Origin of the sequence: Ligilactobacillus salivarius DSM 20555 = ATCC 11741, from assembly GCF_001435955.1 — a bacterium.
GTDB lineage: Bacteria > Bacillota > Bacilli > Lactobacillales > Lactobacillaceae > Ligilactobacillus > Ligilactobacillus salivarius.
In genome coordinates this window covers 1-13361 of the sequence record NZ_AYYT01000001.1, presented here as the reverse complement: position 1 = coordinate 13361, position 13361 = coordinate 1, and the positions used below count along the sequence as shown (strand labels likewise).

General features: G+C 33.1%; 11 protein-coding genes and 1 tRNA gene. 1 reads left to right on the top strand and 11 read right to left on the bottom strand.

The genetic code is table 11. The annotated features are described in order from the left end of the window. Window positions 1-322: 322 nt before the first annotated feature. From rpoD to FC55_RS00015, 10 genes are all read right to left on the bottom strand, one after another. On the bottom strand, window positions 323-1429 hold the full coding sequence (gene rpoD, locus FC55_RS00060; protein ID WP_035149914.1) for an RNA polymerase sigma factor RpoD: 1107 nt from the start codon (window positions 1427-1429) through the stop codon (window positions 323-325). Window positions 1430-1453: 24 nt separating this feature from the next. Next, a complete protein-coding gene (gene dnaG, locus FC55_RS00055) occupies window positions 1454-3307 on the bottom strand; it encodes a DNA primase (RefSeq protein ID WP_003700275.1) in 1854 nt (617 codons plus the stop codon). A gap of 180 nt (window positions 3308-3487) precedes the next feature. Next, window positions 3488-5569, bottom strand: coding sequence for a glycine--tRNA ligase subunit beta (gene glyS / locus FC55_RS00050; protein ID WP_003700276.1), 2082 nt, complete (start codon window positions 5567-5569; stop codon window positions 3488-3490). Next, window positions 5569-6486: a glycine--tRNA ligase subunit alpha gene (gene glyQ, locus FC55_RS00045; protein ID WP_003700278.1), complete on the bottom strand. Its 918-nt coding sequence runs from the start codon at window positions 6484-6486 to the stop codon at window positions 5569-5571. The genes glyS and glyQ overlap by 1 nt, the downstream gene beginning before the upstream one ends. 376 nt (window positions 6487-6862) lie before the next feature. Continuing rightward, window positions 6863-7810, bottom strand: a complete 948-nt coding sequence (locus tag FC55_RS00040) for an alpha/beta hydrolase (protein WP_003700280.1) — start codon at window positions 7808-7810, stop codon at window positions 6863-6865. Further along, on the bottom strand, window positions 7811-9142 hold the full coding sequence (locus tag FC55_RS00035) for a PTS transporter subunit EIIC (RefSeq protein ID WP_035149789.1): 1332 nt from the start codon (window positions 9140-9142) through the stop codon (window positions 7811-7813). Window positions 9143-9313: 171 nt separating this feature from the next. Further along, the gene (locus FC55_RS00030) at window positions 9314-9517 is read right to left on the bottom strand and encodes a hypothetical protein (protein WP_003700283.1); all 204 of its coding nucleotides are present in this window, start codon (window positions 9515-9517) and stop codon (window positions 9314-9316) included. Further along, entirely contained in the window at window positions 9517-10131 is a 615-nt protein-coding gene (locus FC55_RS00025; RefSeq protein ID WP_035149793.1) for an NUDIX hydrolase N-terminal domain-containing protein, read from the bottom strand. The genes FC55_RS00030 and FC55_RS00025 overlap by 1 nt, the downstream gene beginning before the upstream one ends. Before the next feature lie 176 nt (window positions 10132-10307). Continuing rightward, a complete protein-coding gene (locus FC55_RS00020) occupies window positions 10308-10985 on the bottom strand; it encodes a phosphatase PAP2 family protein (protein WP_003700286.1) in 678 nt (225 codons plus the stop codon). Between the two features lie 2 nt (window positions 10986-10987). Beyond that, window positions 10988-11620: a sugar O-acetyltransferase gene (locus tag FC55_RS00015; RefSeq protein WP_003700287.1), complete on the bottom strand. Its 633-nt coding sequence runs from the start codon at window positions 11618-11620 to the stop codon at window positions 10988-10990. A 413-nt stretch (window positions 11621-12033) separates the two neighbouring features. Here FC55_RS00015 and FC55_RS00010 point away from each other — a divergent pair, with 413 nt between their 5' ends. Next, window positions 12034-12792, top strand: coding sequence for a GNAT family N-acetyltransferase (locus tag FC55_RS00010; RefSeq protein ID WP_003700289.1), 759 nt, complete (start codon window positions 12034-12036; stop codon window positions 12790-12792). A gap of 135 nt (window positions 12793-12927) precedes the next feature. Here FC55_RS00010 and FC55_RS00005 read toward each other — a convergent pair. Beyond that, a tRNA-Gly gene (locus FC55_RS00005) sits at window positions 12928-12998 on the bottom strand. Window positions 12999-13361 lie beyond the last annotated feature (363 nt).

Sequence of the window (13361 nt, the reverse complement as noted above, 5' to 3'; positions counted from 1 at the left end):
ACTAATTATATACCTGTCTTAAGAAAAAATGAACATATTTTTAATATTTTGTACAGTTTTTTATAAACTCTAACTAATAGATATTTAAGATATATAATTATTTTATAGATATTAATTAATAAAGTTGTTGTTGTGTTTGTATGATAGAAATATTTTATTTTTAATTAATTTATAGTTGCATTGTTTTTTTAATCTATTTTGTTATATGTTTTCCACCTTTTAACAAACAAAAACTCCCTTCAGAATAGACGACTAAGTTTGTTACATTAATGTGTCTATTCCAAAGAGAGTCTACAATTTATCTATATCTGTTATTTAGTTTTTATTCTAAGAAGTCCTTTAATTGCTTAGAACGAGATGGATGACGTAATTTTCTTAATGCTTTAGCTTCAATTTGACGGATACGTTCACGAGTAACACCAAACACTTTACCTACTTCTTCAAGTGTTCTTGTGCGTCCATCATCTAAACCAAAGCGTAGACGTAAAACATTCTCTTCTCTATCTGTTAATGTGTCTAATACACTTTCAAGTTGTTCTTTTAACAATTCATAAGCTGCATGTTCAGCTGGACTTGTTGCATCTTGATCTTCAATGAAATCTCCCAAGTGAGAATCATCCTCTTCACCAATAGGAGTTTCTAATGATACTGGTTCTTGAGCAATTTTTAGGATTTCACGTACCTTTTCAGTTGGCATGTCCATTTCAGCACCAATTTCTTCAGGCATTGGTTCACGACCCAAGTCTTGTAACATTTGGCGTTGAATTCTAATTAACTTATTGATTGTTTCAACCATGTGTACTGGAATACGAATTGTACGTGCTTGATCAGCGATAGCACGAGTAATTGCTTGTCTGATCCACCATGTTGCATATGTTGAAAATTTAAATCCTTTGCGATAATCAAACTTTTCAACAGCTTTCATAAGCCCCATGTTACCTTCTTGAATTAAATCTAAGAAGGACATACCACGACCTACATAACGCTTAGCAATAGAAACTACCAAACGTAAGTTAGCTTCTGCCAAACGTTGCTTAGCTTCTTGATCTCCTTCTTCAATCTTTAAAGCTAAAGCTACTTCTTCGTCAGCAGTCAACAAGTTTACTCGTCCAATTTCTTTTAAGTACATACGTACAGGGTCATTAATCTTAACGCCAGATGGTGCGGAAACATCTTTGTCATTTTCTGCCTTTTCTGCTTCTTTTGTAGCTGCCTTCAAACTGTGAGCACTTGGTTCACCATTTTCATCAACAACAGAAATCCCTCTATCTTCAATAGAACCAATCAATTGATCCATTTGATCTGCATTCAACTTAAATGGTGTAACTAACTTATCTGTAAGTACCTTATAATTAACTTGTTTTTGTGGCTTATATTCACGAATTAAATCACGTAAAGCTTTTGTGAATGCAGGGTTATTTTTTAAAATTTCTTTTGCCAAGATAAATTCCTCCTATATTGTTAATGACTTAGCATTTTGTTGTTCTTTTAATAAAGAAATCAAGTCCATTGTTAGCTTGGTTATTTTTGCCGTGTCATTTTGACGTTTTGCTTCTAACATTTCAGTTTGAACTTTTTCTATTTTATCCTCTAATGGTGTTTGGCTCATTATCAAACTCAAACAATCATTAATTTCTTGCTCGCTTACCTCATCAGCATAGTCACCCATCTCCAATGTAACTACAACTTGGCGTAATCCATCTTCATTGATAAAATCTAAGAAATCGGCAACCTCATACTCATCATGTGTGTCAAAATATGCCTCACTCAGATTATAGATGACTTGATAGTTTTCATGAATAAAATTGAAATCTGGTATACCATTAATTCTCAACCAAACATTTTTATCATGTAACATTCGATATAATAATAAGCGCTCTGCTTTCTCTGCCTTTGAAAAATGTTGTACTTCATTTTTCTGGATGACTGTCCTAGGTATTTGCTGAGCCTGATAACTTTGTTCTTCTTGCTTTTCAGCTCTTTGAGCAAATATTCTCTCACGAATTTGTCTAAGTTGTGAGTCTAGATTTTCTTTGGCGACGTTGAATCTTTGTGCTAAACGATTCAGATATAAATCTTGTTCCAAAGGATCTCTAACTTTTGCGATTTCTTGCAAAATATCACGAATGTATTCTAGTTGATCATTTTCATTATTTAGATTCCTATCTTGTTCGTAATAACTTAGATAAAATTCTAATGGGCTTTTACGATCATTTCGAGCTAATTCAACGAACTTTTCACTACCATACTTTTTTGTAAATTCATCAGGATCCAATTTTTCAGGAATTTTAATAACTTCTAAGCTAAATTTCCCAGTTGGTTCAATAATTTCTAGGGCGCGTTTGGTTGCATTTTGTCCTGCATTATCGCCGTCATAGCAAATTACTAAATGCGAAGTTACTCGATCTAAAGCATAGATTTGTTCATCAGTTAAGCTTGTTCCCATAGATGCTATCCCATTTTTAACACCAGATCGATAAGCTGCTATTACATCCATAAAACCTTCAAATAAAATTGCTTCTTTTTCACGTCGAATAATACCTTTTGCTTTATCAAAATTGAATAAAACTTTACGTTTATTAAAAATAGCAGTTTCTGGAGAATTCAAATATTTAGGAGCATCATCTCTTTTCTCTAACAATCTCCCTGAATAAGCAATCGTTTGTCCAGATGTATCTCGAATAGGAAACATTACCCTACCATTAAATCTTTCTACAAGCTCTGTACTTTGTCTTTCAATAAAAAGACCTGATTTTCGTAAAATCTGATAATCATATAATTTTTGCTCCTTAAAAAAGGCTTCTAAAATATCATTTTCAGGGGCAAATCCTATCTCAAATTCTTCGATTAAATCATCATTAATACCACGTTTATGCAGATATTCTAAAGCAGGTTCTCCCAACACTGTATTAACTAAAATATGGTGATATAGCTTGGTTGTTTCCTTATATAATTTCCTAATTTTACCATTTTCAGAAGTTTCATTTTGATTTTCAGAATTATCTATGGAAATTCCTAAATCATAATTTGCTAATTCAGCAACTCTTTGAACTGATTCAGGAAAAGATAATCCCTCTAATTCCATAATGAATTTAAATACATTCCCACCACGGTGACAAGAGAAACAATGAAAAATTTGCTTTTGCTCATTTACCGAGAATGATGGTGTCTTTTCTGAATGGAAAGGACAGATTCCAAACCAATTTTTACCGGATTTATGCAATTGTACATACTGACTAATAACATCTAAAATATTGACATTACTTCTTAGTTCGTCAATCGTTGCTTCTGGAATTAATCTCGCCAATCTAACTCACCTCACTTCAACAAAAAAGTGCGCACTACACCCGCTGCGTATAGTCAAGATATATAATAAACTATTTTTATGTAAATGTAAAGCAAAATACTTTCATTAATAAAAAAGTTGAAAGGCACATAAAATCCTTTCAACTCTTATATATCATATTTATGAAAATCGTTAAGTGTATTATTTTACAATTAATTTATCTAATGATCCGAAATCTTCTGTTAACTCAGCAATCTTAACTAATTGCAATAATCTATTATTCTTAACTTTTTCATCATCTGCCATAATCATAGTAGCATCAAAGTAAGCTGTAATGCTGTCTTTCAATGAACTTAAAATAGCAAATTTTTCATTCATTTCTGCATCGCCATAACCGGCTTTAACCTTAGCGAACTCATCAGCAAGAACTTTTTCAGTATCATTTTCAAACAAAGTACTGTCAATTACAGCATCGCTACCAAATTCTGGAGCTTTCTTAGCCAAACGAGTAACACGAGTTAGAGCTTCAATAACTTCTTTAAAGTTATCATCTTCTGCATGTTTACTTAAAACTTGTGCAGCTTGTAATGCTTGAATAAATGGCATATCAGCTCTGGCTACTACTGCATCTAGAATATCGCGACGGAATTTATTTCCACTTAATACTTGTGCTAATCTGTCAATTACAAATGAATCTGTTTCTGAAACATTAGTAATTGGTTGAGTATTCTTATATAAGTCTTCACGTTCAGCATAAGCATAGTTAATTGCTTCATGTAGTAATGGTAAGGAAATATCCCAACCTTTATCTAAAGCAATTCTGATAATACCTAAAGCTTGACGACGTAATGCATATGGGTCATTAGAACCACTTGGGATCATGTTAGCAGCAAAGAATGATTGAATACTGTCTAATTTGTCAGCAATTGACAATACTGCACCTACATTACTTTGAGGTAGTTCGCCTTCAGAGCTTGTTGGCATGTATTCTTCACGGATTGCAGTACTTACATTATCATCTTCACCTTGTAAACGAGCGTAAATTTCACCCATGATACCTTGAAGTTCAGAGAATTCACCAACCATACCTGTTACTAAGTCGAACTTATAAATCATAGATGCTCTGTCTAAATCTTTTAATTCAGTTTCAGATAAGCCTAACTTGTTTCCAAGGAATTTAGCTAATAGATTTACACGTTCCATCTTTTCATAGATAGTACCGATCTTATCATGGAACATAACTTTCTTTAATCTTTCAACATAGTCAGCAATTGTATGTTGTTGATCTTCTTCATAGAAGAACTTAGCATCTTCTAGACGAGCAGTTAACACTTTTTCATTGCCGGCTACAACATTTTCTAAGTAATCCTTGTTACCGTTTCTAACAGATACAAAGTTTGGCAATAAGTTACCGTCTTTATCTGTTACGTAGAAGAAACGTTGATGATCTTTCATGGAAGTAATTAAAACTTCATTTGGCACTTGCAAGTATTCTTCTTTGAATTTGCCAGCAAAAACTGTTGGATATTCTACTAAGTTGTTAACTTCTTCTAATAAGTCTTCATCAACAACAATGTTCCAATTATTTTCAGTTGCTAAAGCATCAATTTGTTTACGAATTTCTGCTTTTCTAACCCCAGCATCAGCAATTACTTTTTGTGTTTCTAATGTTTCTAAGTACTTGTCAGCTGATGGAACGTCAACTGCTTCACCTAAGAAACGATGTCCTTGAGTTGTACGACCTGTTTTAATATCTAAAATTTCAAATGGTACTACTTCATCATCTAATAAAGCTACTAACCACTTAATTGGACGAACATATTCAAAATCATTAGATCCCCAACGCATCATTGTAGGGAATTTTAAGTCCATCGCTACATCTTTCATTCCTGTTAAAACTTCGGAAACTGGCTTACCAGGAATAAATTTCTTAACATATACGTATTCTGTACCTTTTAATTCTTTAAAGAAGATATCGTCAACTGTTACGCCTTGGCCTCTAACGAAACCTTGAGCAGCTTTGGACCAATTGCCTTCATCATCCAAAGCGATTTTCTTTGAAGGTCCCTTAGCTTCTTCTTCAATGTCAGCTTGTTTATCAGCTAAGCCTGTTACTTTTACTGTCAAACGACGTGGAGTTGAATATGGGATAACTTCATCAAAATCTATTCTTTGTTCTTTTAAGAATTTTGTTGTCTTTTGTACTAATTGGTTAACACTAGGAGTAACAACATGTGCTGGTATTTCTTCTAGTCCGATTTCTAGTAAAAATGTATGAGCCATTATTTTTCCTCCTTTAGTAACTCTTGTCTTAGTTTTTCATCTTTAATTAATGGGTAACCTAGTTTCTTTCTTTCAGCTACGAATACTTTAGCTACAGATTTAGCCATATTTCTAATTCTTGATAAGTAACCCGCTCTTTCTGTTACAGATACTGCACCACGAGCATCAAGTAAGTTGAAAGTATGACTACATTTCAAAATATAATCGTAAGCTGGATGAACTAGTCCATTTGCAAGTTGCTTCTTAGCTTCTGTTTCAAATGTATCAAATAAGTTTAGTAACATTTCTTGGTTACTTTCTTCAAATGAATACTTAGAATGTTCATATTCAGGTTCTTTGAAAATATCACCGTACTTAACACCGTCTGCCCATTCTAGATCATAAACAGAATCTACGTCTTGAATATATGATGATAGACGTTCCAAACCATATGTTACTTCGGCAGCAACTGGTTTAACTTCTAAACCACCAACTTGTTGGAAGTAAGTAAATTGAGTGATTTCCATTCCATCTAACCATACTTCCCAACCAACACCGGCACAACCCATAGATGGATTTTCCCAGTTATCTTCAACGAAACGAATATCATGTTCTTTAGGTTCAATACCTAAGGCACGTAAACTATCAAGGTAAAGTTCTTGAATGTTACTTGGAGATGGCTTCATCAAAACTTGGAATTGGTGATGTTGATATAAACGGTTAGGGTTATCACCATAACGACCATCAGCAGGACGACGTGATGGTTCTACATAGGCAACATTCCATGGTTCTGGTCCAATAGCTCTTAAGAATGTATAAGGACTCATTGTTCCGGCACCTTTTTCAGTATCATATGATTGCATCAACATACAGCCTTGTTTAGCCCAAAATTGTTGCAACGTTAAAATAATATCTTGCAATGCTAATTTCTTTGTCATTACAATACTCCTTTGAATAAATGATTCGAAAGCTAATCAAACTCGTTGCATAAGAAAAAGACCGTTCCTATGCAACGCCTCTGGTTAACATAGGGACGATCTTTCGTCATCGCGGTTCCACCCTACTTCTAGTTAAACTAGCAACTTAATTCGTATAAACTCCGAAAACGCCAAACTATTCAGAATAGCATCTGCTTACACTATCCAGACTCGCTGTATCTATCCTTATGAATAGTCCCTTTTTCATCAATGTTTACTTTATTCAATGCTTAGAGTATAGCATATTTGAAATAAAATTCAATAACTTTTGTTATGCATTATTCAAAATTTGTTTTTGCTCGTTGTAATCTAGTTTGTCTTTATTTTTCAAAATCATTTAAAAAGTTATTATTTCTAAAAAAAGATAGTTATACCAGTTTTTAACCGGCATAACTATCTTTTTTTTATCTTGTTTTTGTAAGTTATCTTGTGGATTCTTTCCTTTTCGATTCATTCCTTGATTTTGATTATCAAGCATGTAACGTTCAATCAAACTTACAACTTCATCGTTTTGTGGCAAGTCAGAGTGTTCTGCATCTTCTCCTGTAACAGTTATTTCAGTAAAATGCTTAACTTGCTTTTGATAAATATATTTACCAGCTGAAACACTACTTTCCGGTACTAATCGATCAGAATCATAGGTTTCAGTCCCTGCCACCGAATAAACGGTAAGATTGGTTGGAATACTTTCTCTATTTGCAATAAAGTCTGCTAACATTTCTGTTTTATTAGAAATAGACGTTTCATCAAAATTATACGGTGTACCAATTGTCATTAGTCGTTTAATCTCAACTTGACTATACTCATTGAAATACTGTTCCAAGAAGTCAGTATATATTAATCCACCATTAGAGTGCCCAATCCCTTTAAAATTATTAAACTTATAACGAGCTTGCAACGCTGCAAATGCTTGATTAAACATGCGTGCTTGTTTCTTTATATTGCTATAACCATCTTTATTATTTTCAAATCCCACTACAATAATTGGTTCATTGTCATTAGCCCTAATTTTACCCTTATAGGTAATTTTTCCATTATTCCAAACTTTAACCTTCAACAAGCTATGTTTATTTCTAGTATGTTGATTGAGTTTTGTTACCAAAGTATCAAATCTATTCTCTGTGGCTGAACTTCCTGGAATCATAATTACCGGCGAAAGTTTAGAGTTATAGAAAGCATTTAACTCTTTGATATTACTCTTAGTCCAAAAATAAGAAGGAATTGCGAGTAGAATGATAAAAATTAAGGTCACAAATAAGATAATTCTTGTTCGTTTTTTAGTCATTTACTCGCCCTCCTTTTCTTCTTGCAAGTAAATATATTGCATTTTCAACCATATTTGTTCGTTCAGTCTAACAAAAGGAATATAGACTATAATGTCGATAAAAAAGACAATAACTCCAATTATTAGAGCTACAAAATTTCCTCCAGTACCAATAAAAGCTACTAAAGGTCCAGGTGTCCCCATTGGTACTGGATAAACAACTGGTGGCATAATATGTGCAATAATAGCTAGAGCTGCAATTACTATATTCAATATCGGAGTAAGAATAAACGGTATTAAATATAAAGGATTAAACATCACTGGGAGTCCTATCATAACAGAAGTCCCACTATTAAATAGTGTTGGTATTAGGCCAGACACACCAACGCGACGATAGCTTCCTGCCCCAGAAACAATTAAGATCGCTACAATCAGAGCTAAAATTGAGCCAATTCCACCAAAAGTTCCAAAACTGTGGTAGAGCGAATATTCTGAGAATGGATGTGGTACACCCCAAACAGAGTGATATTTCAATGCATAATTAAGATTTTCAACAGAAGTATTATCATCTACAAATGAACGATATTGATAAGGCCCACTAAATCCTAACCAGGCAAAAATTGTTGTTACAAAAGTTCCAAATAGCGTCATTGAAAAATTGCTATGTTTAAGGGAAATGTTTGTTACATAATCAGCGATTGCATCGTATATACCATATCTAAAGAATAGATATAATAATCCATTAATGACAATTGCTACTAAAAAAGAAAGTATAATTGCTAAAAGTGAATTAAATGCTTTCTCTAACACATTTGGCGAATGACTTTTAGCCTTTTTTAAATCAATGCCTCCGAACTTTCGGAAAATTTGTCCTGTTATGTAACCAACCAATAGGCCCAAAAGAATTCCGTTTGCTCCTAACATCATCGCGTCTACTGGTAAATTAATAATACCGTCTCCATTTTCAGAAATATTTACCATACATACGAATAAATAAGAGATCAAACCTGTAATACCTGCTACTTGCTGATCTTTTCGGTAAAATTCAGCCGTATATTTGGCACAATAGTATGCCGCTAGCAAAGCTAAAATGCCAATTGTAAAGGTCGCAAAGTTATTGAATAATAGCTTTACTAAACGGAAATCCGGAAACCATTTAGGCATCGCGAGAATACTGTTAATAAACCCCTTGTCTGATAAAAATGAAATTGAAACAACTCTGGCGATGCTTCCTAAAAGAGCAAAAGGAAACAAGGATAGTAAGGTTCGTTGCACTGCTCTTACAATAACACGCCGCCGAAGCCAAACTAACTTGTTGACCCATTTATTTTGGATTGCCAAAATGTCATACATTAAACCACCTACATTCATCTCTTTATGTTAAGTCTAATTATAGTTATTCGTTGGGCAATTGCAATCTAAAAAATGACAACAATAAAATAACCGTCAAAAAGACGGCCAATAATAAAGTTATACTTAGATAGTTGTGCAGATCGTACGGAAATTACTATATATGCATATAAGTTAATTTATAATTTTAATTTGCTTTATTTCACTTTCTGATATCGCTAAACCTGTTTCAAAACCAGGATCGGGCACTTCTACATCTAGCCACCATTGATTATCATCTGAATCAGCAGGAGACTCAATCCCTACTACATAACCTATCCATTTTCTATCATCAATATCAACTATTTCAACGTCTCTTCCCCAAAATTTATTAAACATCAATCAAACTCCACTTCCCAATTCGGATCATTATAAGCACGAAAACACATTTTTACCTGTTCTTCATTATTCTTAGCAAGAGCAAGATTAGGGATTTCATTTTCAGCAAAATATTCAAAACCTGTCGTCTCGATATTCTTTACAAATTCTCCACCATGAACTCGGCATAAAACGAAAATCTTGCAGACACCATATACATATTCAGGAACATTATGCTTATTTCTGTCATGTATAGCGATTATTTTCTCTGCAGTTGCCTCTAATCCTGTTTCTTCACGAATTTCTTTTATCGTATTTTCCTTTATTGATAGATTAAATTCAACCCAACCACCAGGTAAAGACCAAGTACCATCGCTCTCATGTACAAGTAATATCTTGTTATCTTTAAAAATAACCGCTCTTGTATCCACTTTAGGCGTTTGATAACCAGTTTCACCACAAAACAAATCAGTCACTTTTTCCAATGAAAGTCCAGTTTTGGCTGCCATCATTTCAGCAGTGATTTCTCTAATACGTTGATAACGTTCACGATCATAAACATCTTTACCATAAGTTAAACCAGCTTGTGCGATACTTTGTAATTCTGCAATCCAATTTACTAACTTATCATCCATATAATAAACCCCTTTCATAATTATTTACCATTATTCAAAAAAATATTACTTCCTACTATTATTTTACCATATAAGCAATTCCAAAAATTATCATGCAAACATTAAGGCCAAAATAAAAAGGATCCCAAGAAAAATTTTTTCTTAGGATCCTTAAAAATATACCCTGAATTAAATTTCTAATTTCTCATAAAAATCTTGGGATATAACGCCATATTCAACCATAACCAAGCAAGTGAGAAACTTACGCCACCTAGGACATCGCCAAAGTGATGAGCTGCAAAGTATAGTCTAGAGAATAAGATTAATACCCACAATAAGACTAACAACCAACCAACAATTCTACGAACATTTTCCTTCTTGATTAAGGGAAGAACAACGAAGATGATTGCCCAAATCAATAAAGTACTTGCTAGAGAATGTCCACTTGGGAATGAATATCCATCATCAATTGGAAGATGATGAAGTGGACGTGGACGCTTGATCAAAGCTTTTAAAACTAACCCTATAATGCCACCACTTGCTACAACATACATCAACCAAATACCTATTTTGATTTGGCGTCTTAAAATCAATACAATTCCCACTACAATTGTGATTGCAATAATTGGCTTAGTATCAAAATAAGATGCCACAAATGTCATGATATCGTTTAATAATCCACCACTATAATCCATTTTTGGCAAACCAAACATAGATTGGAAAGTAGCGGTAATATTATCTTCAAAATTAACAAATACCTTTACATTAAATATCACTAGTAATAATGTTAATAAGAAGACTGCTCCACTAATCCCAAAAGCATCGCCATACCAACGACGCACAGGAAAATCTGAGCTATTTTTTCTTGTATTCAAAATTATCTCTCCTCGAATTCTTTTTTCTTTCTATAATATGTATCTTTCATTCGTTCCCACTTTGCCTTATCGGCTTCCCCTATTTCACGAATAACTCTAGCTGGATTGCCACCAACGATTACATTGTCAGGTACATCTTTTGTAACTACCGCACCAGCAGCGACAATCGAATTTTTACCGATTGTTACTCCTGGTAGAATTACAACATTTCCACCTATCCAGACATTATTTTTTACAGTAATTGGTAATCCAAATTCTAACGCTTCATTTCTGATTTCTGCATCAGTTGGATGACCAGCTGTATAGAAACTCACTCTTGGTCCAACCATAACATTGTCACCAATTGTAATTTTATTAACATCAAGGAAAATGCAATCCAGATTACAATAAAAATTGCTGCCCACAGTGATATGCTTCCCATAATCAACATATACAGGTGGTGTTATCCAGTAATTATTATCTTTGTGTGCTACAATCTTTCCTACTAAACGCTTGATTTTCTCCCTTTCATTGCGATCAGTTTGATTAATTTGCCTTGTAATTTCACGTCCTTCGCGAGGATCACATACTTCAGCAACATCACGAGCTATGTAAAGTTCTCCAGCCAACATTTGTAAATAATCGAAGTTTTCCAAAAGCAGCACCTCTCAAAATAATTTAACATAAGCAAAAAGGCGAGCCAGATCGCTAGTCAACCTGCCCCATTCTCAAAGTATTAACGATCATTATCTGCAATACTTTAAACTATTGCTCAGGCATAATTATACTATTAAAGTTATGTATATTAAAGGTTTCAATTAATTCTTTAAAAGTTTATGCACACTTAAAGTATAATATCAAATTATTTTGTAATAGTCAAACTCATTAAATAGTCAATAAATGAGTACGTTATAATAATTGTACACTAACAGTTTCTACTATAAAGAATGATGCAAATGTTGATTTATAAGCAAAACAATCTGATAATCTATTATATAGAAAATTTTGCAATCAAAATATTAAGTTTCAAATTACAGACACAGAAAGATTCAGAAAGGATACGAAAATTATGAAAGAACAAACTATGCAAAAGGTTCACTCCCTATTTACTGGATGGGATCAAACAATAATTTGGTCATGTTTAGATGGGACTATGGGACAAATTATTGTTGATGATAATTCTAATCCTCAATCAGCATTAGCAATACTAGGCATCAATTCAGCATTTTCTTTTTTTGCTGGAAAACCTAATTTGAACCTTATTACTACTGCCGTTGACGCTTGCTCTGATTTAATTATGGTACCCCAAAATACAGAATGGGCTAACATGATTGAGAGATATTGTGGTGATCAAGTCAGAAAATTTACGCGTTATGCAACCCTCAAGGATACTAATTTTGATACACCCAAACTCCAATTAAACATTGAAAAACTATCACCAGAATTTCAAATGCACTCAATTGATGCTAGTTTATATGATCAATGTTTACAAAAAGAATGGTCAACTGACTTGGTAGGAAATTATAGTAACTATGATGAGTTTAAAAAATTAGGACTTGGTTATGTAATTATTAATGACCAAAGTATCGTTGCGGGAGCTAGTTCTTTTTCATCATATCAAAATGGAATTGAAATTGAAGTTGCCACACATCCAGATTTTCAAAGACGAGGATTAGCAACAATTGCTTGTTCTCAATTAATAATAACTTGCCTTGACCAAGGCCTATATCCAAGCTGGGATGCTCATACTGAAATATCTTTGCGTTTAGCACAAAAACTAGGATACCAATTTGCTTATAAATACTTAGCCTATGAAATAGAAGAATAGTATCTCTTGTTAATAAAGATTATTTTTAAGTAGCCTTACTCTATTATAGTAGAGCTGCTTTTTATTTATACCAAAATTACTGATAATAAAAAAATAGCCAGTAAGAAGATCTTACTAACTATACTCACATATACAAGCGGGTGACGAGAATCGAACTCGCGACAACAGCTTGGAAGGCTGTGGTTTTACCACTAAACTACACCCGCATCAACAAAGACTATTATAGCATACGTTTTTGCTGATTGAAAGATATATTTTAAAATAGTTTGCATTTTCAAGTTCTCGGTGGCCCAGTAAATCATCATCTAAATCGATTTATAATAAAATATTAGGAATTAATATTTTTAGTAACATAAATATCTAGCAATTTTTAAGTCTTGAGACTTTTTTATCCCCAAGATATTTTTTTATTATTATTTCTCGATAAGTTCTAAATAACTTATTCATTTCCAGTAAATTCAGAAAATAATTCTTAAGAAAGATTTTCAAGCTACACTATCAATTTTCTTTTCTATTATAATCTCAGTGTAGTTAAATAATCGCTTTTTGCATATACTAAGCGATATACT

Coding starts and splice junctions, on each gene's coding strand:
- FC55_RS00030 (WP_003700283.1), bottom strand. CDS start 9,517: ATGTTTAATAAATTTTGGGGAAGAGACGTTGAAATAGTTGATATTGAT.
- glyS (WP_003700276.1), bottom strand. CDS start 5,569: ATGGCTCATACATTTTTACTAGAAATCGGACTAGAAGAAATACCAGCA.
- FC55_RS00035 (WP_035149789.1), bottom strand. CDS start 9,142: ATGTATGACATTTTGGCAATCCAAAATAAATGGGTCAACAAGTTAGTT.
- FC55_RS00040 (WP_003700280.1), bottom strand. CDS start 7,810: ATGACTAAAAAACGAACAAGAATTATCTTATTTGTGACCTTAATTTTT.
- FC55_RS00025 (WP_035149793.1), bottom strand. CDS start 10,131: ATGGATGATAAGTTAGTAAATTGGATTGCAGAATTACAAAGTATCGCA.
- FC55_RS00010 (WP_003700289.1), top strand. CDS start 12,034: ATGAAAGAACAAACTATGCAAAAGGTTCACTCCCTATTTACTGGATGG.
- glyQ (WP_003700278.1), bottom strand. CDS start 6,486: ATGACAAAGAAATTAGCATTGCAAGATATTATTTTAACGTTGCAACAA.